Consider the following 21922-nt stretch of genomic DNA (forward strand, 5'->3'; position numbering starts at 1 on the left):
CGGCTAGGAGAACATGCCAAGCGTGGGCCTTGGCCAAGCCTTGGTAACGCAGGGTCTTGCCACCAAACCAGCGCTGCTGGCTGCCAAAGGTGCGCTCCACCACAAACCGCACTGTGCTGATCGCCGAGTTGCGGGCCAGTTGGCGTGGACCCAGTGGCTTGTCCTTGACGGCCTTGTCCTGGATGCCGTTTTTAATGCCCCGTTCTTTCAAGGCCGCCCAGTGCTTCTTGCTGCAATACGCCTTGTCGGCGTGGACACGGGTTCCAGGCTTAACGCGTGCCTTGTCCACCAAGTCGACAAAAGGCTGGCTGTCATGCCGGTTAGCCGGGGTGGTTTCAACCGCGACGGCCAAACCATTGCCGTCGACGACCGTGTGCCGCTTGTACCCAAAGACCGGTTTACCAGCCTTCTTCAACCACCGCCCTTCGTTGTCAACGCCAGGCTGCGCCACTTCGACAACGCGCATGTCGGCTTGTGCGTCGGCCTCGTCGTCCCGATCCTCACGGTCGCCGACGATCTCGTAGGCCGGCTTGGTCTTGGGTTTGCGCGGGCTATGCGTGACGCCCGCATCCACATGGCAGCCCGACTTGACCAGGGGGTTTCGCCCTTCAATTTGCCGGTTGATTTCCGCCAGCAACCCGTCCCACGCCTGCGCTTTGGTCCGCTGCGTCCTGAACCGCGACAGCACCGAATGGCCGGGCACATCGTCTTCCAACGCCAGACCCAAGAAACACAGCACATGCAGGTTGACATTGGCCATGTCCTCCACCGCTTCGTCACTTAAGCCGCCGTGCCACAGCCCCACCAGCAACATCTTGGACAGCAACAAACCGGGATAGGCAGGACGTCCAACGACATCGGAAACCGGTGCATAATGCCGACGGATCACTTGTTCTATCGGCTTCCAGTCGATCAAGTGGTCAATTTGGTTTAGGTTGTGCCTTTGCGAGTGCGGTGGCTAATATAAAAATCGGAAAAACTCATGGATAATAGCTCAATACATTGATTATTAGCGCTATTTTACCACTTTTCGCTGCTTTGCTTTGCTCTCTGCCGTGCAAAGGTCTCAAGCCTTGGATAATCCAAAATACTGACATCCGGTTTTTCAAGTTCGCTAATGGCATTTTTAGCAATCCATTTTGCTGACTTGCTATCGTTGGCTAGGATACGATTGGCAACGACTATAGCCAGTTTATTCAGATCGACATTTCTTTTGCCGATATTGCGAAGCGTCCAATTGATGGCTTTTTTAACATAAGTTCGCTCGTCGTTAACTTCCCGCTCAATGACCGGAAAGAATGACTCAAACGCTTCGTTGCTCGCTGTTTTGTCGGCAAAACCATAAGCCGCCATGATGACAAAACCAGCCCGTTTGATAAATTCATGTTTATTCCCTGACCATTCAAAGGCTTTAACTAAGCTATGCTGACTTTTGGCAAAAAAACCCATGCAGAACGAGTCGCATATTTCCCAATTTTCAAATGTCATCACCCAGTGATTCATTTGTTCTTCGGTAATGCACTTTGGATCGTAGATTTTGCTACACAATATTCTTGCTTCATAGATACCGGTATCAAAAAGCTCGATGGCGAGCCCGTTATCACAGCCAATTTCCTTAGCAAGTACCTTAAGGTCTTTGTGATAAATGCCTAATGAGTTCCGGGCTTTTATACCAAACTTTCGTTCCTTGGTTGCTATTTTCTCCGAGTCGGCTAAAGTTTCTAATCGTGTTACCACTTGCTGTAAATTCATGGCTTTTCGGCACTACCGAGTATTGAGGATCATATAATGCTCATCGAATTGGAAATGATGCATTCGTTGATGTTTTGTACAGACTGGCCGCTTGGCAAAGCGCAACAAGCGCTTCCCGAATGGGCGTTGCGACAGATGGGGTTGATACCATGCTGTCTTCATCAAGCTTAGCCCCGAGAAGTGGAATTTTGATAGACGCTGGTTCTACTATCTCAGCAGCCATCGTTTTTAAGGTTTCACGTAAAGCAGCATCGGAGTGATAAGCACGCGGGGACGTATTGATTACAGCAACCGGTTTATTGGCGAATGATTCAAAACTCACCAGCCAATCCAAGGCATTCTTGATTGTTCCCGTGACACCGTGAGCGTATTCAGGGCTAGCGATAATCAACGCATCCGCCTCCGCCACTTCGGAGCGAAAATTTGTGACGATGCTCGGTGGGTTGGTTTCGTAATCGGGATTGAACAAAGGCAAATCACCTAACCTAAGAAACACTGTTACCGACACTTCCGGCGGCGCAAGCCTTGCTGCCGCACGAAGTAACGCGGAATTGATAGATGCCGCACGCAGGCTACCGGAAAGCGCAAGTATTTTAGTCATAGCCGATTTAGTGAATAAAAAATAATCGAGTTTGCTAGAACACGGAGTTAACCGCTTTGAGTATAGTGGGCATAGGCTTTGGTAACCTTTCCTTCTTGGTTGAAATGAAAAACCTCTCCCGAAAGACCACGTACACCTTGGTAATACAAGGTTATGCTGTTTACCCCGACCAGCGTAGTCACCAATTCAAAATGCAGTTCAGGTGATAATTGCAACGCTTTAGCCCAATATGCGCCTACATCTTTTTTACCCTTTAGGATACCTGATGGTTCTCCTACCACTTTTATAATGACGGGCGATGTCATTTCAAAATCGTCGGTATAGTGCGACAAGATTCGGTCAAGGTCATGGCTATTCCAGGAATCAATCCAGTCGGCCGCCGCAAAATGCGCGGCGAAGTTATTTTCAAGCATGATCATTTCGCTTTAAATAAAATAAAAGTACAAATCGCCTGATTTACGGTTTTGAATAAGTGTTTCAAAATTAGGACCACAAATAGTCGATTAAAGCAAAACACGATAACTGTATCCGTGGCGTTCAAAGCCTAACGATTCGTAAAATGCCTGTGCCCGCTCACGCTTGAGGTTGGATGAAATTACAGCTTTATAGCAACCTTTCGCCCTACATAACTCTAACGCATGTTCCATCATCTTTTTTCCGATTCCATGCCCCTGCCATCGCGGATCAACCGCTACATCTTCAATGATCGCGGAAGGTGCGCCCAGATGACCTAAGTTATCCATGACAAGTAGGGCGAAGGTCCCGGCAATCTGCTCTTCACAGAGGGCAACGTAGATTTTGTAATCGGGATAATGCGCCATACGTTCGAAAAGACGCTCGGCCTCGGAGAGTGAAAGTATCTTTCCATCGTCGAAGTCAGGTTGCGCATACAGGTCAAGAACTTCCTCAAGGTCTTTCTTAGATGCTTCACGACAAAAAATTAATCCGCTCATTTCCTGTGTTTTGTTATGCCCAATGCACGCGTCAATAAATCAGTTGGCTATGCGGTTTTATCTGCTTCAACTTCAATTTGTACCATAGCTACATGCGCTTTGCCCTCTGCGTCTAGCGGCACTTTGCCTAGATAGTTTGAAGAAACCTCTTCGATAAAAGCTTCTCTTTTTTCTGTTGGAATTCGCAAGGTGTAAGGTAGCCATGTGGTTCGAATCCATCCTTCCAGGCCTGATTTGCCATCATGCGTCATATCTTTAGGTATAAGTACGACGCGTTTCTCGGAAAATCCGGCAGCTTTCAATAACACTTGATAGTCATCCACTCCCAAAAAAGTAAACGGGAACTCAAATTCAGTAAAATACTGCGCCCACCTATTGGAAGCTTTAAAATCATCCATAACCGAAAGGATAACGGCTGCATCGCCTTTCCCGCCCATGCGTAGGAGAATCTTCCCGCCAACCCTGAGACTTTTATAGAGGCCTTCAATGACCGGTTGATGATTCTTTACCCAATGTAGCACCGCATTTGAGAAAACCACATCAAAACAGTCTTCAAATGATAAATCACTGGCGTTCATAACTTGAAAGGATAGGTTTGGATGCTTGTTTTGTAGATATTTTTCTTTTGCCAATTCTATCATTTGTATCGAGTTATCAATGCCGACAACCGATCCAGAACCGACTAAATGCGCGATTTCTGCGGTTACTTTGCCATCGCCACAACCCAAATCAAGAATATCTTCTTCACCTCTTAAGTTTAGATTTGCAATCAGTTCTCTTCCCCATTGTTGTTGGGCTTGGGAGTTTCGTTCATAATCTTCGGCATTCCAATTGTAGGTCGTCATAATTTCCTTTTCACATAAACTCAAAATCACAGTTGACCGTTAATAAGCTACGTGGAGAACTTAATAAACCTTACTTTCTTAAGTTCAACTTCAAGGTTTGTTTGGTTTTTTAGTTTTGTCCGCCACAATCATCGCTTCATTAGCCCAATGCCGCAGTTGTTCCGAATCGGTAAGCACCTCTTCGGGGACTTCAAAATACCGGCGCACTTGGACGCGTCCTTTCTTGGTCAGATACGAAAACGGCTGCATCCCGGCCTGTTCATACTTCTTCCGCGAGTCTTCGTCGACCACAAAATACAGACTATTACCCATCATCATGGCAAACTGGACGAAGCCGTTGGAAATTCCCACTCCGCCAAAGAACCGGCTTGTCTGTGCTGGTGCGATGGATTGCAAATGCTCTAGGACATAGCCTACGTATTCGGCGCTGGGAGTGGTCAAAGGGTTCAGTCCGCGTTAGGTAATTCAAAGAACCCGGTCATTTGCAGTAAACGTCCATCAGTTCCGTACAAGCCATAGCTTGTGCCTTGGGAGAGTACGTTGCCATTACCGTCAACCATATTCCAATAAGTAAGGCTGCGGTCATGGTGGCTTTTGAAATCAGTGGTTATAAATTTTACGCCCGGCACGCTCTTGTGAAGTTCCGCCATGTATCCGGACAATTGGCTATATCCCGTGGCCTGGATAAGCGGGTCGGTGTACACGCAATCAGGATTCAAGCATTGCTCGAATATTTGCAGCCGCATCGGCGCGTCTGTCTCAGACCAGGATTGTGTGTAGGTTTCCCAAGTAGCTTGATGAGAATTGTTTTCCATTGCCATTTTCCTTATATAAATTTTACTGAGAGATACTCAATGTGGACGAGACAGGCAGAGTAAGCCGCAACTTCAATTACATGCTTATCCCCTTTCCAGTTTTTGGGTTACCGCTTTTCGGGTAGCATTAACCTAATTTCAGCCGTAAACCGCGCATGAGCTTCCTGGTCAACGAGCCTGTGCTTAATCTGGGTACTCGCTGGGTCTTTGCCAAGATAGCTATTATCTTTCCAGTTCTTTGAAGGCCTGATGGGCCTAGGCACAAAGCCACCAGCACAGTTGGGGCAAACGTTGCCCAGGATAGTGTCAACACAGGCGGCACAGAACGTACATTCATAGCTACAGATACGTGCTTCAAGTGAATCTGGCGGCAACGGCTTGTTGCAATGCTCACAGGTTGGCCTGAGTTCAAGCATGGCTTCTCCCTTCCATGACGGCTAAGATAAAGCTAACCGGGTGTGGCACGAAAAGGCATGTTCCTTTGAACGCCATGTCAGGCTTTATTCGCCTTAAGCCATGCAATAACCTGTGCGGCATTTTCATTGGGAGGGAATACCGGATAGAAAACTTTAAGGATAGTACCATTTTCAATAATTAGCGTAAGACGTTTGATTAACTTGGTTCCCTCATATTCAAATGTAGGGAGTTTCAATGCGTTTGTAAATTCAAAATTAGAATCATTTAAAAGTTCGAAGGGCAAATGTAAGCGCTCGACAGCTTCTTTTTGCTCCGCAATATCTTGCGAACTTCCCCCAAATACATCGGTTAACCCTAGTTCCATAAGTTCAAAATAGCCATCCCGAAATGCGCAGGTTTGTGGCGTACACCCCCTCGCTCCAGGTATCTCATTCCAGCCAATCATTGGCGCTGAATTTGGACTTCCGGTCATCGGATAAAAAAAGACCACAGTTGTGCCTGGTTCTGAACTGAGATCGACTTTACGGTTATTTGTGCTCAGCAGGGATATACTGGACAAGCGGTTTCCTTCAAGGTGATCACATGCCCCGTCATCTTGGGGAATAGGTAGATTATCTGGTAATGTGTATAAGTCTTTCATTGATTCCTTCGTATAAAACTGTAGCGGTTGAGAGAAAAGCTAACCGGGTGCGGGCTACGAAAGCTTGAAAATATATAAAGCGCCAATAGCAGAGCTCCGGACGTTCCTAATGTTAGGTTTTGCCCAATTGCTTGCATATTTTTGGCACGGCTTCATACAGGCATGAGTAATGGGACAAACCTTCCATTATCTCGATATACGAGCAACCCGGAATCGCCGATTTCAAATATTCCGCCATCATCTTTGGCGACCAATTGTCCTCCGCACCATGCCAGATAAGCGTATTACCCGAAATTTCGGAAAGCGTAGTTTCCCATGGTTGCACGTAAGCGATAATTTCCCTTATATAGCCCTGAACATTGCCAACAAAACATGACCTTAATATTTTGCTAATGGAAGCTTTAAAGCCAGCGTTATCAGCTAACACTTGATCTTTACCGACAGCACTGGCAAATAGCAGATGAAATAATGCATTGGGAAAAAGCAAAGCGAGCAACTCTTGCCAGTAAGATAACAGAACGAATAAAGCAGGAAAAGCTTTTGCTATCTGGAAAACCTGCTTGCCTGCCATTGCGTTTAGAAAATCACCTGCTTCCAGCGGCGCAGCAGCGGAAATCAAATGCAGGCACTTTACTCCATCAGGTAGATAACGGCAGGTTTGTAATGCGATGAACGCACCGATTGAAAAGCCAATGAAGTCTACTTGTCTACCGTCTGCCAGCTTTGAAATCTCCTGAGCCAAAAATTGGTAATACGCCTCACCGACTATTGAAGAACCGATGGTAAACCGGTCAAAACAAATAAACCTTAAGCCATTTTCTTTTGCGTATCGATCAAAAACAACACATTCTTCCGGTGCTCCAGGCGCACCGTGAAAGTAGATCACTATCCGGCCATTATTGGCACCGTAATGACAAAACTTCAAGATTTGCTCCATTTTATGTCTAACGGATGAGATGAGGTCTGTGGCTACATACCCCGCTAGCAAGCAACATGGTACTCATGGATAATTTCCGCCACTTGGACACTATAGGACTCATACCACCGTTCCCTGCCCAATTGTTGTGCCAAGACATGCTCCGAATGTGACTTCCATTCCAGAATGCTTGCTTCATTAGGCCAATAAGAAAGGGCAATTTCATTGTTTCCCTCTGTGATGGCTTGAAAGTCTACGCATCCGAACTGTCCCATTGCTAGTTCACGCAAACGGGCAGCTACTTTTGAATACTCGCTATCAACGCTACGCACTTTTGCCCGGAAAATTACAACAAACAATGGAATCTCCTTTGTTACATAAAATAGATCTAACCCGGAACAGCTTACGGTCGCTTATGAATTTGGATTAATCCGGTATCCACAACGCCGACATTACTATTTTTTGAGGTTAAGGGCCAAGCATTATTCAGTTAATCAAACCCCAAAAATTGATTGACGAAACTTCTAAAGCCCAGGACTTATCCACTGATAAACTGGTGACCTATATCGACCGTTGGATAATATAATGAATAACACTTCAGAGGTTACCCATGATCCCGTGCGGGAACGGTTGCTGAAAGCTGCGCTCGACAACTTTCTGTCAGACGACTACCACAAAGTCACGACTCGCCTAATCGCAGAACAGGCCGATACCAATATCTCCATGATCCGTTACTACTTTGGCAATAAGGAAGGTTTGTACGAGGAAATGATAAGCGAGACCCTTAACCCCCTATTAAAGGTTCTGGACGGACAGATGCTGGATTCAGCGGATGGTTTCAAGGATTTTTTTCTGTTGTACTACGACACGATGTCTAAACAACCTGAATTTCCGAAGCTGATCCTGAAAGTTCTGGCGCTCAACCAAGGCCCAGGACGGCGTTTTATCCAACAGTTGCTGGAACGTGGTCGTACACGCGCCGCTCAGAAAGTAGAAAGCTTAAAGTCCGCTGGACAATTACCTGTCACATTAGACCCCGACATCGTGAGGATGGCGTTTGTCAGTTTGGCAATGATGCCCATGTTACTCAAAGATATTTTTGAAGAGCAATTGGGACGAAAGATGGATGAAGGCTTCTTCCAGAAATTGGCCGCGTTCAATGGTCATTTATTTTCGGCGGGTTTAACGAGCAATAAACCGGTTTAGGGATTGATATGACATTTCAAAAAAATTCAGCTTCAGTCTACTTGTTCACAATACTGGTGAAGTTTGTCGTTTGGCTTCAGGCCATTCCCCATAAGTTAACCCCGCCACCCTTCCGGCTGCTCCAGATTGGTTCAGCGTTTTGGCAATCCCGGGCATTGTATGTTGCTACACAATTGAATATCGCCTCACTCCTTGGTGATGGCCAATTGACGGCAGATGCCATTGCCGAGCAAGTGCTGGCAAAGCCGGATGCCATTTACCGTTTGCTGCGTATGCTGGCGGCCATGGGGATATTTGAGGAAGTGTCATCCCATGTTTTTAAGAACAACACGCTTTCCGCTTATTTGAGGGATGACCAACCAAAGAATGTCAGGGCCATGGTCTTGATGCATAATTCAATGGAGATGAGCAAGCCCTGGTATGAACAGTTGGATCACGGAATACAATCAGGCGAAGTTCCCTTCCAGCTTTCTCATGGCAAAGATCTCTATGCCTATATGGATAACCATGCTGAATTTGATGCGTTGTTCTCTCGTGCAATGGACAGCGTAGAAGCATTAACAGGCAACAGCTTTGCCACCGACTTCAATTGGGGTGCCTTTAATCGCATTATCGATGTTGGCGGTTCTAAAGGCAGTAAATCTCTGGCTATCTTGAAACAATATCCCCACCTCGCGGCATTAGTGTTCGACCGAGAACAGGTCGTTAAGACTGCCGCAGCCTACTGGAATGAAAAGAAGCCATCAGATGTGCTTTCCCGAATAACCTACCAAGCAGGGGATTTGCTTGAGTCAGTTCCCGCCGCCAAAGACGACAAAGACATCTACTTTCTAAGTGCCGTCCTGCATGGATTTGACGATGCGGAATGTCTACAGGTTTTGGGTAATCTGGTAATTGCTATTGCAGATACCGGTGCCCGAATTGCCCTCATGGAATTAGTTGTACCGGAATTGAAGGCGGACATTGCCAGCGCCACATTCGACATGCAGATGTTCATGGCTACCCGTGGCAGGGAAAGGACGCTCGCAGAGTGGACAAACCTATTCGACCAGTCCGGATTGGCGCTTGAAGAGCTAATCGGCCTTAAGTCCATCGGAAAAATAATGGTATTAAGGCAAAAATAGTTCAATTCTGTTTTACCAATTGCTGTGATTTTTGATTCCAGTACCAAACATTACCTGGCATCAAATGAACCCCGCCTATCCAGCGATCCAAGACAACACTATCCAACCAGTCCTGTTCACCGATTAACACTTTTTCGCCTGCCTTTGTAATCGACAGTATTTGATCTAGAGTAGGCGGTAAAGTGATCTGCATTCCTGGTGCTGAAGTCATCAAAGCTGGATTAGATGCCAATAATTGCCGAAGTATGACCCAAAAGCTTGAATCACCCATGAAGCGCCGTTCTTCTGTCTCCTGGTATTTGGCAAATAGTTCACCAGGACTGCATTTTCCTTTCAATAGTATACTTAACGCAGTTTGAGCTGTGCGTGATAAGCCAGTCTTGCAGTCAGGATATTCTTCCAGTAGCCTGACAATAGCGCCGTTTAGAAATGGCAATATTGTTGTGTCTGCATTCAATAACTGTTGCCAGTCTTTTGGGTTTGACGACCTGAATGCTGCCCAAGCCTTTTTTGCCAACATGAGGTGGCTTTCAGCAATGAAAGCTTCATGCCCAAGCAGTGCCTTTATTTGCTCAGGGCTTGCCAACCCAAGATATTGCTCTGTGCAGATAATGGTTAGCTTTGTCGTTTCTGGCGGATTTTCAGAAAACCAATCCAATATCTGTAAAATCTGTAATTGGTCGTACAGGTCATGCTCAAACCATAATCTAACTTTTGAAAAATTTCTATAAGACAGGAGTTCTGTGTCTCGTTCCTTAAAACTATTGATGATTACTGCTGGTTTTCCCCAGCCTTGAGCAATAATAAATTGTGCTCGTACTTCGGATAGCTTCTCCAGCGATAGGCCAGCGGGTACTGGCCCATCATGCAGAACATCTCGCCAGGGAAGGAATACACCTGGAATTCCCGCTTGCTGCATGACCATGACCGCGCTATCACCGTTGGTGATATTCAGGATTTTTTCCATAGTTTTTTCTCTGGTTTAACGGTTGTGCTTTTTGAAATAGCTTGCACGGGATAATCGATATAAGCAATGTTGTCGAAGAGTACTGTCTTTAGGTACTTGTGGGTGCTCAAAAGTACCGGACTCTTGCATACCAAGGCGCTCCATTACCCCACTTGACCTGATGTTACCGACTGAGGTAAATGCAACAATTTCATTCAAACCGAGCCGATCAAAACCGATATGAAGGGCTTCCTTTGCTGCTTCAGTTGCGTATCCTTTACCCCAGTGATCATACGCCAGTCGCCAGCCAATCTCGACACAGGGCGAGAATGGAAGTTCAGCAGAAGGGATATGTAAGCCGACAAATCCTATAAACTCACAGGTGGTTTTCAATTCAACCGCCCAAAATCCCCATCCCCTCTCATCAATAAGTTTCTGGCAACGGTCGGCTATGGCATCACTCTCTGCACATGTGAGAGGGGCAGGAAAATGAGCCATGACGCGCGGGTCTGCGTTAAGGGCGGCAAAAGGTTCCCGGTCGGCAATTTTCCACTGGCGTAACAGTAGATGTTCTGTCTCTGGCTCGACGATTTCTATCATATTAGAAAAAGAAGTAAATGGTTAACACCTTTATTTAACTCATTTATATTTCACCAGTATATCTTGCCGATTGAGCTTTATGAATAAACCCCCCCCCCATTAATGTGCTGTGCGAAATAATGGGGGTTTCCAAGCCTACTCTCCATACTTATATAAAATTTGAAATTACCCTATTGCCGATCTCAAAAACTTGGCGGCCTCGGTCATATTGGCCAATGAGGTTCTGACATCCTGCCATTGCCGCGTTTTCAGTCCGCAATCGGGATTGACCCACAACTGGTCAGGTGCAATATGTTCCCCCGCTTTTTTCAGCAATGCAATCATATCGCCAGTGGTCGGGACATTGGGGCTATGGATATCGTAAACACCGGGGCCGATTTCGTTCGGATAATTAAAATCGATAAAGGCCTCCAGCAGTTCCATATTGGAACGCGAGGTTTCGATGGTGATGACATCAGCATCCATATCGGCAATAGATGTAATGATGTCATTGAACTCCGAATAGCACATGTGGGTGTGAATCTGCGTACTGTCCTGTACCCCGCTTGAGCACAGACGGAAAGCACGTACCGCCCAGTCCAGATAACCCTGCCAGCGCGATTGGCGTGGCGGCAAGCCTTCCCGGAACGCGGCCTCGTCGATTTGGATAATCGGGATACCGGCACGTTCCAAATCGTTGACTTCCTCACGTATCGCCAGGGCCAATTGATACGCGGTCGTTGAACGTGGCTGGTCGTCCCGAACGAAAGACCAGTTTAATATCGTAACGGGGCCGGTCAACATGCCTTTCATGGGTTTGTCGGTCAACGATTGGGCATATTGGCTCCAACGTACGGTCATCGGTTTGGGTCGACTTACGTCACCATAAATAATGGGCGGTTTGACGCAGCGGGAACCATAAGATTGCACCCAACCGTTGGCGGTAAACAGAAAACCGTCCAGCTGTTCGCCGAAATATTCCACCATGTCGTTGCGTTCCCCTTCGCCATGCACCAACACATCCAGCCCCAGGCTTTCCTGTTCCCTGACACAGAACTCAATCGTTTGTTCCATGTGTTTGATGTAGTCGATTTCGCTGATCAAGCCACGTTTGAAGTCGGCGCGGGCTTTGCGGATTTCCGGTGTTTGCGGGAACGATCCGATGGTCGTGGTCGGATATCTGGGTAAGTTCAACCTGGCTTGTTGTTGCCCGCGTCGTACCGGGAAGGAGTTTTGCCGTTGCATTAGCGAATCATTAATCTTTTCCATTGCGGCTTGCACGGCTGGGTTATGGATCAATGTAGATTCCCGACGGGAACGGATGGCGTTCGCAGAAACCAACAAATCCTGTGCTGCCGCTGTTGGTTCTTCTATCGCCAGACGCAAAACTTCCAATTCGGTCAGTTTTTGCCTGGCAAACGCCAACCAGGATTTGATGGTTGGGTTTAAGGCGGTTTCGTGTTCCAGGTCGATGGGTACATGCAATAAGGAGCAGGAAGGTGCTAGCCAAAGTTCACCTTTAAATCGTTCCCGAGCGGCTGTAATAGTGCTGAGTGCTGCATTTAAATTGGTGCGCCAGATATTGCGTCCGTCGATCAGACCTAGTGACAGTATCTTATGGTTGGCGAAGTTATCCAAAACGGATGCCAATTGTTCCGGTGCCCTGACCAGATCGATATGCAATCCTGCGACCGGCAGCCTACAAACGAATGAGGCATGTTCGCCCAACTCGCCAAAATAAGTGGCAAGCAGAATCTTGACCGGGGAACTTTGCAAACGGTTGTAAACGGCTTCAAACGCGTTTTTCCAGGCACTTGGCAAGTCCAGCACCAGGATCGGCTCATCGATTTGCACCCATTCCACGCCCTGATCGGCTAAGCGGCGCAGGATTTCCCCATAAACCGGCAACAAACGATCTACTAAATCGAGTTTATTGAAATCGCTGGTCGTTTTCGCCAGCCACAGCCAAGTCAAAGGCCCCAGCAAAACCGGTTTCGGCTGATAACCCAAGGCTTGCAGCTCGCTGGTTTCATCAAACAGTTTTGTGCTGGATAGCGCAAATTGCTGATCCGCTGTCACTTCCGGCACCAGATAATGGTAATTGGTGTCAAACCACTTCGTCATTTCACAGGCACGATAAGGTTGCCCATCGGTTGACTGACCGCGAGCCATCCTGAAATAAGTATCAACGCCCGTTGATGATCCGAATCGTTCGGGGATAACGCCGAGCATAACACTGGTATCTAGGACTTGGTCGTAGTAAGAAAAATCACCAACCGGGATAAAATCCAGGCCACTACTGGCTTGCAGCCGCCAATGCCGCTGGCGAAGTTCGGTGGCGATTCTTTCTAATTCGTCCTGATCGATTTCACCACGCCAGTAGCGTTCCAGGGCAAATTTTAGTTCGCGGTGTTCGCCCAGGCGAGGAAACCCCAGGTTGTGGATTTTAATCATTACTACAGCTCCATTGGTTTAAAAATGAAAGCGGCATTGTAGGGCTTGTTATTTGTGAGGAATATTGATAGTTTCTCATTCTTTCATGAGGAAACTTCATCAATATGGAACTCATCCATTTTCGTATCTTGTTGGCGCTTAAACGATACGGCACCTTGAATGCCGCTTCAGAGACGTTGCATTTAACGCAATCAGCGTTATCGCACCAGATGAAAAACCTGGAACAACGCCTAGGGATAGTACTTTGGCGTAAACAGGGTCGTAATTTAGTGTTGACCCAGGCGGGCCACTATTTGTCTGAAGTTGCCGAGTCGGTCATTGCCACCGTCGATTCCGCCGAGCAACATCTGAATTTGTTGGCGGCGGGAAAAACCGGCAAACTCACTATCGGCATCGACTGCCATGCCTGCTATGAATGGTTCCGCACGATACTCCAACCCTATTTGCAGACCTGGCCGGATTTGGCTATTGAAGTCACATCACGTTACCGCTTCAATTCGTTTGAAGCCATCCAACAATACAAACTTGACGCGGTGTTGACTTCTGATCCCGTGTTTAACGGCGTGTTACATTATCAGCCACTATTCGATTTTGAGTTGGTGTTGATCGTCGCCAAGCAACATCGGCTCGCCGGACTTAAGGTGATTGAACCCGCTGACCTGCAACAGGAAACGATCCTGACTTACCCGGTCGAACGCGAGCGCCTGGACATGTTCAGGAAAATCCTACAACCCGCCGGGATTGAGCCGCTCGCCCATGTCACCGTGGAAGAAACCGACATTATGTTGCTGTTGGCCGCCAGCCAGCGCGGCGTTTGCCTGTTGCCGGAATGGTTGCTGGCCGATAAGGCCAAAAATCCGGATGTCGTCAGCCTAAGGTTTAAAAACCTGCCGTTGACCAAGACTATGTACTTGGCAACCCGCCACGAAGATATTCAACTGGAATATATCCAATGGCTGATTGGTCATGCGCAAGCCAAAGTTTGATCGTACGCTGACGTTTGAGTGTTTCCAGAGGGGGAGAAAAAAGTGTTTACTTTATTAATGAGAATCATTATCATTAGTGTCAAATAGAACTCGATTCGGTTTTGATATGGAAAATAACTTGGTTCACATAGCCATTTCACCCCATGTGTTAGCAGCGCTCATTGAGAGTGGAACTATTCATGCCGTGGATTTTAAGTGCCTGGATATTAATTCAAAAAAAACGGTCTGGAAATTATTTCTATTCTCTGTGAAATTAACAAAAAAGAATCAATTCCGCTATCAGGAGAATAGCTATGTCTGATAAAACGATAAGCAAGGGACATTATTAATGGCTTGGCACTTTGAAAGTTCAACATGAATACCTGCAAAATCATGGTTGACTTGTCATGCATACATCAAGGCATTCCAAAGAAATGCAAAATTTGCTTAATGGTTTTTTCAGCTAAGTGAATACAACTCATTAACACCATAGAAAGAAAGCCGTGGAACGAACCTGGAAAGTCTTTGAATGATCATTCGACCCTCTGCTTTTTGATGACGCGGTTTCATAAAGATTCAGTGTCCTAAGCTTGCCTACCCTAATTTTAGGCATATTCGCCTAGTGATTGAATCCTGGTGTAGTCGCTTCTCCCAGTTGCAGAACCTTGTGCTTAGGGCGGGCTACTTCAACAATGGCAAATCATAGCCGCAATCTTGCCGGAGCAAAGGCGAATTTTTGTGGCAAAGAGCAAAAGCACGCATTGATTAGAAAAAGCCGTAAACTGGCGTTGACTTTACAAATGATAATCGTTATTATTTGCATTAATGATTAATAAAATTCATATTCCAATTCCGCCGACGGACTTTGAGTTGCACACTCAACAAGAGGCAATGCCTGTTTCGCGGCCTCGGATACACAGCGCAGAACTGTTCGGTTCGGCGCGTGAGGTGCTTATTGAACATGGTGGTGAAGAATACCGTTTGCGTTTAACCCGCCAGGATAAGTTAATCCTGACTAAATAAGGCTTTTTATACGCTTTTGTACTTCGTTGTTGGTTACTTTGTTCTACGCTCGTTGGCCTCTCTCCTTTTCCTGCTGGGATGGTGGGCTGACAACGAAGTACAAAGCGTATAAAGCCCAGCCAGCCATTCAGTGCCTTCAGGCGTTGATAGCCAGCCAATAAAAAGACACCAGAGCGTAGCCTTGTGTCTTGTTTGCTGCATCATGCAGCTTTGGCATTCCTGCCTAACTTTTGGATGGTGAAATTAATGGCTTCTATGAAATCAATTAAACAGCATGAGAAAATACTGCTCTCCGGCACGGGCGATTGCGCCGTACTTTATTGTCCCGACTGCAATGTGCCGGAACTCATTATCGGTGGCTTGACATTAAAAATCAGCACCGAATCGTTGCGCACCCTGAGCGCAGTCCTAAACCACGCAAAAGTGCGGCTAGACCAAGTGCAAAATATATCGCCCGACAAAGGCAATGTCCGTCCAGTAAACCTGAAGCGTGTTCACTAATATCTGCTCTCAGATCGCTAACGCTGGTTTTATGGAAAATAGCCCTACACCCGTGCCCTGGGATTTTATTGAAGGCAAGGGCAATCCTAAAGTCGACCTCACATGGGCAGTTCTGGGCTTGGTTATGTTTGCACACCTGACCACGTTTGCCGCCCTACATCCAGGGCAGGAGCCGTTGCCTGAGGCATCCCTTCCTCAACCAATCATGGTCAGTTTATTGGGTGAGCCACAAGTAATCCCGCAAAAATCGGAACCATTGCCTCCTGAACAAAAACGGCAAAAATCCGTTAACGCAAAAAACATAGCCAAAAAATTAACCCAACAGCCCCAGAAGGCTATGCCGATTGCTCATAAGAGACCAGCCTTCAAACCTGTTGTTGCGCAGGAGCAGTCCAGTAAAACCGAATCATTGGTTACACCACCAAAAACAGAGGCAAGCCAAGTCTCCGCAGTAACGCCTAATGCAGCCAAAACCAGTAAGCCATCTGATGAAACGCCGATCTACCGTGCCCCCAATTTTAATGCCGCTTACTTGCATAATCCCAATCCAAATTACCCGGCTATTTCACGCCGATTAGGGGAGCAAGGCAAAGTGTTGTTGCAAGTTCAGGTTACGGCTGATGGTACAGCCAGTTTGGTCGTATTGCATGTCAGCAGCGGCTCGGAGCGACTCGACCAGGCCGCACTGGAGGCCGTCAAAAAATGGCGCTTTATTCCGGCCAAACGCGGCGAACAAGCGGTCAGTGCATCAGTCATCGTGCCGGTGCGATTTTCAATAGAAGGATAAACCATCATGCAAGCCGAATCAATCTTACATAGCCTGGACATTATCAGCCAAGGTGGACTGGTTTCCATTGCTGTTGCTGCAATCCTGTCAGCCATGTCCATCGTCAGTTGGACTTTAATGGCAACAAAAGCGATACGAATTCGGCGCGCAAGGGGCAGTGGCGGACAATTTGTCACGCATCTATGGAAAGCCTTATCTGCAACCGATCAGGTCCATAGGCCAACTTTTAGTAGTGGTGTTGCGGCCCTGCCTGCTGCGTCCGCTTGCGGCTTGGAAGACATGCAGTCGGCAATAAAAACCGCCATCAACTGGCATCCGAAGAAAGCGGAAAATCCGTTTGCACGCCTTGCCTTGCAAGGGCTCAACGCTGCCGACCATCATAATCGTTATGTAACGCAGAGGCCTGACGAAATACGCAGCTACGATGGATTTATTGCCCAATCATTACGTCGTAGCATCGGCCATGAAGCCATTCAACTGGAAACAGGTCTCACCTTGCTCGCTTCGGTAGGCAGCATTGCGCCCTTTGTTGGACTGTTCGGCACCGTTTGGGGCATTTATCATGCACTTGGCGCTATTGCGGTTGGCGGCCAGGCAACAATAGACAAAGTGGCGGGGCCCGTCGGTGAAGCCCTTATCATGACGGCATTTGGTTTGGCAGTGGCGATACCTGCCGTGCTGGCCTATAACACGCTGGTGCGTGATAACCGGCTACTAATTGTAGAAATAGAGAACTTCGCCCACGACTTGCATACGTATCTGACGACAGGCGTACCATTAATAAACAAGCAGACAGCAAATATAAGCCAGCCCAATAAACAAGCAAGGGCGGTGTTATCATGATGGGTTCAGGCGGATTCGGCGGCGATAAGCACCATACGCAGCCTATGGCGGAAATCAATACGACACCGATGGTGGATGTCATGTTGGTATTGCTGGTCATTTTCATCATCACTGCGCCGCTGCTCACCCACTCAGTCAAAATTGACCTACCACAAGCCAACAGCCAGCCTAACCCAGATAAACCCGATGCCATCACCTTGTCAATCAATGCGGAAGGCAAATTATTCTGGAACGATGAACCATTTGAAGCGACGGGGCTTGCGCCGCGACTGGGGGCGGCGGCGAACAAACAGCCCCAGCCTGAATTGCATATCCGTGCCGACAATGCCACGCCTTATCAACGCTTGGCAACCGTTATGTCTGAGGCACAAACAGCAGGGATCGTGAAAATAGGCTTTATCACTGACCCTAGCCAGAAAGCCGCCGATAGTAAGATCCGAAAAGCAGAACCTGGCAAATAACGGGCAAGGACAGAATGATGCTCATTTTGTTTTAGCGCAATCAGTGAGGTAACAATTTGAAGCTAGGTTTCCAAAGAACAAGTAACCCAAGCAAGTGAAATAAAGTGGTGGCTCCGCTTTGTTAGGCCGTGAATGACCAAGACATGCACTAAAACCATATCAACACCAGCCAGCCGTCGCCTTGTGTGATTAGCCAGCCAACAACGCTATACACATCAAACAAGGATAACTATGAATTCTAATAAAAGCAGGCCCTTATTGCTGGCTATTGCCGCGATCCTGAATGCGCCACAGTCTAAGGCCGCTGGGGATAATGCGATTGCGACGCTCCCCGAGGTACAAATAAAAGCCACTGCTGAAAAAGAACCCAGCTACAAGGCGGATACTTCCAGCACCGGACTTAAGTTTGAAGCGCCCATCCGAGACATTCCGCAGTCAATCAGTGTGGTAAAGGAAGAACTGGTTAAATCGCAAAATGCCTTTAACCTACGAGACGCACTTAAAAACGTAAGCGGACTTACCATCGCGGCTGGCGAAGGTGGCCGTACCGGCGACTCGATTACCTTGCGCGGGTTTGCGGCAAACTCCGACACCTACCTGGACGGTGCAAAAGAAAACGGCCAGTACTTTCGCGACACTTTTTTCCTTGATCGCGTTGAGGTGCTTAAAGGAGCCTCTTCCGTGCTGTTCGGGCGCGGGTCGACGGGAGGTGTAATCAACCCTATCGCCAAAAAGCCGTTGAGGACAACCCATGCCCAAGCTGATTTCACTTATGGAAATTATGATTTCAAGCGTACTACCCTGGATGCCGGTACGGCAATCAATGACTATCTTTCGGTGAGGTTAAATACGCTTTACCAAGATGCAGGCTCTTATCGTGACTATAACCACAACAATCGCTGGGGGATCGCGCCGTCGGTAAAACTTGATTTCACGCCGGACACCAATCTCACTTTGCTTTTGCTGCACCAGGAAGAAGACAGCGTGTTCGACTACGGCGTGCCGATGATCAACGGGAAGCCCGCCAATGTACCTGTCAACCAATTCTACGGTTTTAAGGATGATCTTTTTCAAACCTTTGACACGTCGATAGTGACGGCGATATTTAATCATCGCTTTAACTCGGATTTTTCAGTGCGCAATACATCCCGATACGGCAATTATGACCGCGAATACCGCACTTTGCTGTTTAATGGGGCACCCAAAGGTATCGGCGCGGCTGCGACGGTAAGGCGAACCCAGGCGCTGCGCGAAAGTCCGCAAGAAAATTATTACAACCAGACCGATTTCGCCTTTAAAAAACCGATACTGGGCTTTAACAATACCCTGCTTTTTGGCGCGGAAATCGGCTGGGAAAATTTTGCTTTCCGATCCAAAAATTCAGTCATCCCGAACAGCGTGGCGGACATTTCAATTTATAATCCCATGTCGAATCCAACAGCAGGCTTGGGACGCGCCAACGATTTTTCAGGCGTACTGACCACCGACAGGACTACCAGGACGAGTGGCTTCGCCGGCTACGTGCTTGATCAATTTGAGATTACACCCCAGTGGAAGCTGCTTGCCGGGGGACGTTATAATGTTTTTCAGGCGAAACAGGATGACCGTACTTCCGCTAATGCTGATTTTGAGCGTACCGACTACCAATGGAGTCCGCGTGCAGGACTGGTTTGGCAGCCAAAAGATTGGCAGGCTTACTATTTTAGCTACGGGACTTCCTTTAACCCTTCAGCCGAAACTTTCGCCCTCGCCAGCAATACCGCCAACCTTAAACCGGAGCAAAACCAAAACCTGGAAGTCGGCGCGAAAGTGGATCTTTTTGATGGACGGCTCAGTGCGACTGGTGCGCTATTCCGCCTGGAAAAAACCAATGCGCGGACTACCGACCCTAACGATTCGACCAGAAATATCCTGGCTGGAGAACAACGGACCGATGGTTTTGAATTCGGGCTGGCCGGGGATTTGCTTCCCAACTGGAGCCTTTCAGCAACTTATGCTTATCTCGATGCCGAAGTGACTAAATCGACTACCTTTGCAACGGGTACGGTAAGCGGGCAATCCAAATCGCTCCAAGGCAAGAAATCCGTGAACGTGCCGCAGGACAGCGGCGTGGTTTGGACTAGTTACCATATCACTCCGGAATGGGAAATCGGCGGCGGCGTGTTTATGGCGAGTTCCCGTTTCACTGATGCCGTCAATGAAGTCAGTTTGCCCGGTTACGCACGTCTCGATGCTACGGTGGCTTATCACCACAAGCACTTCGATATACAAGCAAATGCTTTCAATCTTCTGGACAAGGTCTATTACGAATCCGGACAGACCAATACGGCCCTGCCGGGAACGCCGATTTCGGGGCAGATTACATTACGGGTGAAATATTAAAATGTCAGTGTCCGTTTGCCCTGACAGGGCATAGAGGAAAAACATGCTACTTGCAATTGAAAATGTTTTGTCTAACCAAGAGCTTGCCAATGTGCGTGGGCTATACGCAAAAGCCCGTTTCGGGGATGGTCGGGTCACCGCCGGAGAATTGGCGGCAAAGGCAAAAAATAACCTGCAACTCGCAGCCAATGCAGCGGAAACACAAGTGCTTACTGGCATCGTCCACGATGCCTTACATTGCAATCCGTTATTTGTGTCTGCCGCCCTGCCGAAAGTAGTTTGTCCGCCGTTGTTCAATCGCTATGTTCCCGGCATGGATTTCGGCACTCATGTCGATAATGCTATTCGCATCAGCGCGGTTACTTTGCGCGCCGATGTGTCAGGGACATTGTTTTTGTCTGAACCGGAAGAATATAGTGGCGGGGAACTATTGATTGAAGACACTTACGGCGTGCAAACCATAAAACTATCAGCAGGGAGTCTTGTGTTGTATCCATCAAGCAGCCTGCATAGGGTGGAACCCATCACCGACGGACACCGTGATGTGGCTGTGTTCTGGGTGCAGAGCATGGTGCGGGATATTGCACAACGCAGCTTATTGTTCCAATTGGATGCCAGTATCCAAGGTTTGCGGGCAAGGTCACCGGAAAGCCCCGAGATTGTCTCGCTGGTCAGCACCTACCACAATTTGCTCCGCATGTGGGCAGACATTTAAATGTCATGAAGGCCTTACATGACTCGAACGAATCGAAACGGCAACCCAAACGCTTGCCCTGGTTGAAATGGCTGCGTCGTGTCCACGCCTGGATTGGGTTGTGGGGCGCGGCATTGGGGTTGTTATTCGGCGTTAGCGGATTTTTATTGAACCATCATGCCGTATTGAAAATTCCGGCTGCGGAAATGGAGCGCTCCGAAATCGAATTGGCATTGCCTGCGGAACATCCGAATAATGCCAAGGCGTTGGCGGCGTGGCTACAGACGCAGTTGAATATTGACCGGAAACCGAGCAAAATTTCCACAGAGCCGGGAAAAACCGTCAGTTGGTCGGGCCAAATCATCCAGCAACCCAGCCAGTGGCGGATTGATTTTCACAGCCCCCAGCATTCTGTGAGCGCGGAGTATTGGGCGGGGAATGCTTATGTTTCGGTAAAGCGGCAGGATGCCAACCTGTTTGCGTTTATTACCCGCCTGCATAAGGGTGTCGGCATGGGGGCAGCGTGGGTATTGCTCACCGATACGTTGGCCTTGGGGCTGGTATACCTGTCTTTGTCAGGCTTGTTTATCTGGGCAAAACTACACGGCTCACGTTTGACTATGCTTGGATTAGGGTTGGCCTCGGTTGGGATGGTGGTTTTTGTTGTGCTGGGTTCACTTTAACCCAACCGCAGTAATCCTTGGTGATGTGAATACTCCACCGGCTAAAGCCGGTGGCTTCGGGTTACGGCTTAAAGCCGGATTTTATCGACCCTATGGGCCGATTACAGCACCCCGAAATCATCGTCGGTTTCATCCGGCTTCTGGCCTTCAATATATTTCTTCCATACTTCATCCGTTACGTAGCCGCTCGACGCAAGCCAACATCCCCAACCAACACCGCATGGCGATATTTTGTTACCCATACCAAGCGCTATTTACAATCCCAAATCGTATGGCTTCCGCGCTTGTAATCTTTCATGCCTCCATTCTAGACCCACCACCTTATCCCTGTCGCC

27 protein-coding genes are annotated in these 21922 nt (G+C 47.9%); 12 read left to right on the forward strand and 15 right to left on the reverse strand.

Annotation, left to right across the window (positions count from 1 at the left end; translation table 11 throughout):
• From MGMO_RS12785 to MGMO_RS12840, 12 genes are all read right to left on the reverse strand, one after another.
• Nucleotides 1-916 (reverse strand): IS5 family transposase (locus MGMO_RS12785; protein WP_152976362.1); only part of this gene is annotated, 916 nt, incomplete at its 3' end.
• Between the two features lie 104 nt (nt 917-1020).
• Nucleotides 1021-1752 carry a DNA alkylation repair protein gene (locus MGMO_RS12790; RefSeq protein WP_023495479.1) on the reverse strand — a complete coding sequence of 244 codons (732 nt, stop codon included), beginning with the start codon at nt 1750-1752 and terminating at the stop codon, nt 1021-1023.
• Between the two features lie 40 nt (nt 1753-1792).
• Nucleotides 1793-2353, reverse strand: a complete 561-nt coding sequence (locus tag MGMO_RS12795) for an NADPH-dependent FMN reductase (protein WP_023495480.1) — start codon at nt 2351-2353, stop codon at nt 1793-1795.
• A gap of 47 nt (nt 2354-2400) precedes the next feature.
• On the reverse strand, nt 2401-2766 hold the full coding sequence (locus MGMO_RS12800) for a nuclear transport factor 2 family protein (protein WP_036307964.1): 366 nt from the start codon (nt 2764-2766) through the stop codon (nt 2401-2403).
• A gap of 90 nt (nt 2767-2856) precedes the next feature.
• Nucleotides 2857-3306 (reverse strand): GNAT family N-acetyltransferase, encoded by a 450-nt coding sequence (locus MGMO_RS12805; protein ID WP_023495482.1) that lies wholly within the window; start codon nt 3304-3306, stop codon nt 2857-2859.
• Between the two features lie 47 nt (nt 3307-3353).
• The gene (locus tag MGMO_RS12810; protein ID WP_023495483.1) at nt 3354-4151 is read right to left on the reverse strand and encodes a class I SAM-dependent methyltransferase; all 798 of its coding nucleotides are present in this window, start codon (nt 4149-4151) and stop codon (nt 3354-3356) included.
• A 90-nt stretch (nt 4152-4241) separates the two neighbouring features.
• Nucleotides 4242-4592 (reverse strand): TfoX/Sxy family protein, encoded by a 351-nt coding sequence (locus tag MGMO_RS12815; protein ID WP_023495484.1) that lies wholly within the window; start codon nt 4590-4592, stop codon nt 4242-4244.
• A gap of 5 nt (nt 4593-4597) precedes the next feature.
• Entirely contained in the window at nt 4598-4966 is a 369-nt protein-coding gene (locus MGMO_RS12820; RefSeq protein WP_023495485.1) for a nuclear transport factor 2 family protein, read from the reverse strand.
• A 107-nt stretch (nt 4967-5073) separates the two neighbouring features.
• Nucleotides 5074-5382 (reverse strand): DUF1272 domain-containing protein, encoded by a 309-nt coding sequence (locus tag MGMO_RS12825; RefSeq protein WP_023495486.1) that lies wholly within the window; start codon nt 5380-5382, stop codon nt 5074-5076.
• Between the two features lie 77 nt (nt 5383-5459).
• Complete coding sequence (locus MGMO_RS12830) at nt 5460-6023, reverse strand: peroxiredoxin (protein WP_023495487.1); 564 nt, start codon at nt 6021-6023, stop codon at nt 5460-5462.
• A 112-nt stretch (nt 6024-6135) separates the two neighbouring features.
• The gene (locus tag MGMO_RS12835) at nt 6136-6948 is read right to left on the reverse strand and encodes an alpha/beta fold hydrolase (RefSeq protein ID WP_200922735.1); all 813 of its coding nucleotides are present in this window, start codon (nt 6946-6948) and stop codon (nt 6136-6138) included.
• Between the two features lie 56 nt (nt 6949-7004).
• Nucleotides 7005-7298, reverse strand: coding sequence for an antibiotic biosynthesis monooxygenase family protein (locus MGMO_RS12840; protein WP_023495489.1), 294 nt, complete (start codon nt 7296-7298; stop codon nt 7005-7007).
• Nucleotides 7299-7524: 226 nt separating this feature from the next.
• Here MGMO_RS12840 and MGMO_RS12845 point away from each other — a divergent pair, with 226 nt between their 5' ends.
• Nucleotides 7525-8145, forward strand: a complete 621-nt coding sequence (locus MGMO_RS12845; protein ID WP_023495490.1) for a TetR/AcrR family transcriptional regulator — start codon at nt 7525-7527, stop codon at nt 8143-8145.
• Between the two features lie 8 nt (nt 8146-8153).
• Entirely contained in the window at nt 8154-9269 is a 1116-nt protein-coding gene (locus MGMO_RS12850; protein WP_023495491.1) for a methyltransferase, read from the forward strand.
• Nucleotide 9270: 1 nt separating this feature from the next.
• Here MGMO_RS12850 and MGMO_RS12855 read toward each other — a convergent pair whose 3' ends face one another.
• The 3 genes from MGMO_RS12855 to metE all read right to left on the reverse strand — a co-directional run bounded on the left by MGMO_RS12855 (nt 9271) and on the right by metE (nt 13248).
• Nucleotides 9271-10236 carry a hypothetical protein gene (locus MGMO_RS12855; protein WP_023495492.1) on the reverse strand — a complete coding sequence of 322 codons (966 nt, stop codon included), beginning with the start codon at nt 10234-10236 and terminating at the stop codon, nt 9271-9273.
• A 15-nt stretch (nt 10237-10251) separates the two neighbouring features.
• A complete protein-coding gene (locus MGMO_RS12860; RefSeq protein WP_023495493.1) occupies nt 10252-10815 on the reverse strand; it encodes a GNAT family N-acetyltransferase in 564 nt (187 codons plus the stop codon).
• A 165-nt stretch (nt 10816-10980) separates the two neighbouring features.
• Nucleotides 10981-13248 (reverse strand): 5-methyltetrahydropteroyltriglutamate--homocysteine S-methyltransferase, encoded by a 2268-nt coding sequence (gene metE / locus MGMO_RS12865; RefSeq protein ID WP_023495494.1) that lies wholly within the window; start codon nt 13246-13248, stop codon nt 10981-10983.
• A gap of 104 nt (nt 13249-13352) precedes the next feature.
• On the opposite strand from metE, the gene MGMO_RS12870 reads away from it, so the two are divergent.
• The 10 genes from MGMO_RS12870 (at nt 13353) to MGMO_RS20030 (ending at nt 21877) form a co-directional block, all read left to right on the forward strand.
• Nucleotides 13353-14234, forward strand: coding sequence for a LysR family transcriptional regulator (locus MGMO_RS12870; protein WP_023495495.1), 882 nt, complete (start codon nt 13353-13355; stop codon nt 14232-14234).
• 804 nt (nt 14235-15038) lie between these two features.
• Entirely contained in the window at nt 15039-15236 is a 198-nt protein-coding gene (gene hemP / locus MGMO_RS12875) for a hemin uptake protein HemP (protein WP_023495497.1), read from the forward strand.
• Nucleotides 15237-15491: 255 nt separating this feature from the next.
• Entirely contained in the window at nt 15492-15737 is a 246-nt protein-coding gene (locus tag MGMO_RS12880; RefSeq protein WP_152976363.1) for a hypothetical protein, read from the forward strand.
• 31 nt (nt 15738-15768) lie between these two features.
• The gene (locus tag MGMO_RS12885) at nt 15769-16524 is read left to right on the forward strand and encodes an energy transducer TonB (protein ID WP_023495499.1); all 756 of its coding nucleotides are present in this window, start codon (nt 15769-15771) and stop codon (nt 16522-16524) included.
• 6 nt (nt 16525-16530) lie between these two features.
• Nucleotides 16531-17367: a MotA/TolQ/ExbB proton channel family protein gene (locus MGMO_RS20630; RefSeq protein WP_023495500.1), complete on the forward strand. Its 837-nt coding sequence runs from the start codon at nt 16531-16533 to the stop codon at nt 17365-17367.
• On the forward strand, nt 17364-17828 hold the full coding sequence (locus tag MGMO_RS12895) for an ExbD/TolR family protein (protein WP_023495501.1): 465 nt from the start codon (nt 17364-17366) through the stop codon (nt 17826-17828). The genes MGMO_RS20630 and MGMO_RS12895 overlap by 4 nt, the downstream gene beginning before the upstream one ends.
• A gap of 231 nt (nt 17829-18059) precedes the next feature.
• Nucleotides 18060-20210: a TonB-dependent receptor gene (locus MGMO_RS12900; RefSeq protein WP_023495502.1), complete on the forward strand. Its 2151-nt coding sequence runs from the start codon at nt 18060-18062 to the stop codon at nt 20208-20210.
• A 43-nt stretch (nt 20211-20253) separates the two neighbouring features.
• Complete coding sequence (locus tag MGMO_RS12905) at nt 20254-20925, forward strand: Fe2+-dependent dioxygenase (RefSeq protein ID WP_023495503.1); 672 nt, start codon at nt 20254-20256, stop codon at nt 20923-20925.
• A 5-nt stretch (nt 20926-20930) separates the two neighbouring features.
• Entirely contained in the window at nt 20931-21587 is a 657-nt protein-coding gene (locus MGMO_RS12910; RefSeq protein ID WP_023495504.1) for a PepSY-associated TM helix domain-containing protein, read from the forward strand.
• Nucleotides 21588-21637: 50 nt separating this feature from the next.
• Nucleotides 21638-21877 carry a hypothetical protein gene (locus MGMO_RS20030; protein ID WP_036307961.1) on the forward strand — a complete coding sequence of 80 codons (240 nt, stop codon included), beginning with the start codon at nt 21638-21640 and terminating at the stop codon, nt 21875-21877.
• The last annotated feature ends 45 nt before the right edge of the window (nt 21878-21922 follow it).

The sequence above is a fragment of the Methyloglobulus morosus KoM1 genome (assembly GCF_000496735.2).
Lineage (GTDB): Bacteria > Pseudomonadota > Gammaproteobacteria > Methylococcales > Methylomonadaceae > Methyloglobulus > Methyloglobulus morosus.

Excerpts from the sequence above, each read along its gene's own strand:
- MGMO_RS12855 (WP_023495492.1), bottom strand. The coding sequence starts at position 10,236 with ATGGAAAAAATCCTGAATATCACCAACGGTGATAGCGCGGTCATGGTC.
- MGMO_RS12810 (WP_023495483.1), bottom strand. The coding sequence starts at position 4,151 with ATGACGACCTACAATTGGAATGCCGAAGATTATGAACGAAACTCCCAA.
- MGMO_RS12870 (WP_023495495.1), top strand. The coding sequence starts at position 13,353 with ATGGAACTCATCCATTTTCGTATCTTGTTGGCGCTTAAACGATACGGC.
- hemP (WP_023495497.1), top strand. The coding sequence starts at position 15,039 with ATGATTAATAAAATTCATATTCCAATTCCGCCGACGGACTTTGAGTTG.
- MGMO_RS12795 (WP_023495480.1), bottom strand. The coding sequence starts at position 2,353 with ATGACTAAAATACTTGCGCTTTCCGGTAGCCTGCGTGCGGCATCTATC.
- MGMO_RS12820 (WP_023495485.1), bottom strand. The coding sequence starts at position 4,966 with ATGGAAAACAATTCTCATCAAGCTACTTGGGAAACCTACACACAATCC.
- MGMO_RS12885 (WP_023495499.1), top strand. The coding sequence starts at position 15,769 with ATGGAAAATAGCCCTACACCCGTGCCCTGGGATTTTATTGAAGGCAAG.
- MGMO_RS12880 (WP_152976363.1), top strand. The coding sequence starts at position 15,492 with ATGAAATCAATTAAACAGCATGAGAAAATACTGCTCTCCGGCACGGGC.
- MGMO_RS12825 (WP_023495486.1), bottom strand. The coding sequence starts at position 5,382 with ATGCTTGAACTCAGGCCAACCTGTGAGCATTGCAACAAGCCGTTGCCG.
- MGMO_RS12800 (WP_036307964.1), bottom strand. The coding sequence starts at position 2,766 with ATGCTTGAAAATAACTTCGCCGCGCATTTTGCGGCGGCCGACTGGATT.
- MGMO_RS12910 (WP_023495504.1), top strand. The coding sequence starts at position 20,931 with ATGAAGGCCTTACATGACTCGAACGAATCGAAACGGCAACCCAAACGC.
- MGMO_RS12830 (WP_023495487.1), bottom strand. The coding sequence starts at position 6,023 with ATGAAAGACTTATACACATTACCAGATAATCTACCTATTCCCCAAGAT.
- MGMO_RS20630 (WP_023495500.1), top strand. The coding sequence starts at position 16,531 with ATGCAAGCCGAATCAATCTTACATAGCCTGGACATTATCAGCCAAGGT.
- MGMO_RS12895 (WP_023495501.1), top strand. The coding sequence starts at position 17,364 with ATGATGGGTTCAGGCGGATTCGGCGGCGATAAGCACCATACGCAGCCT.
- metE (WP_023495494.1), bottom strand. The coding sequence starts at position 13,248 with ATGATTAAAATCCACAACCTGGGGTTTCCTCGCCTGGGCGAACACCGC.
- MGMO_RS12900 (WP_023495502.1), top strand. The coding sequence starts at position 18,060 with ATGAATTCTAATAAAAGCAGGCCCTTATTGCTGGCTATTGCCGCGATC.
- MGMO_RS12850 (WP_023495491.1), top strand. The coding sequence starts at position 8,154 with ATGACATTTCAAAAAAATTCAGCTTCAGTCTACTTGTTCACAATACTG.
- MGMO_RS12905 (WP_023495503.1), top strand. The coding sequence starts at position 20,254 with ATGCTACTTGCAATTGAAAATGTTTTGTCTAACCAAGAGCTTGCCAAT.
- MGMO_RS12860 (WP_023495493.1), bottom strand. The coding sequence starts at position 10,815 with ATGATAGAAATCGTCGAGCCAGAGACAGAACATCTACTGTTACGCCAG.
- MGMO_RS12790 (WP_023495479.1), bottom strand. The coding sequence starts at position 1,752 with ATGAATTTACAGCAAGTGGTAACACGATTAGAAACTTTAGCCGACTCG.
- MGMO_RS12845 (WP_023495490.1), top strand. The coding sequence starts at position 7,525 with ATGAATAACACTTCAGAGGTTACCCATGATCCCGTGCGGGAACGGTTG.
- MGMO_RS12805 (WP_023495482.1), bottom strand. The coding sequence starts at position 3,306 with ATGAGCGGATTAATTTTTTGTCGTGAAGCATCTAAGAAAGACCTTGAG.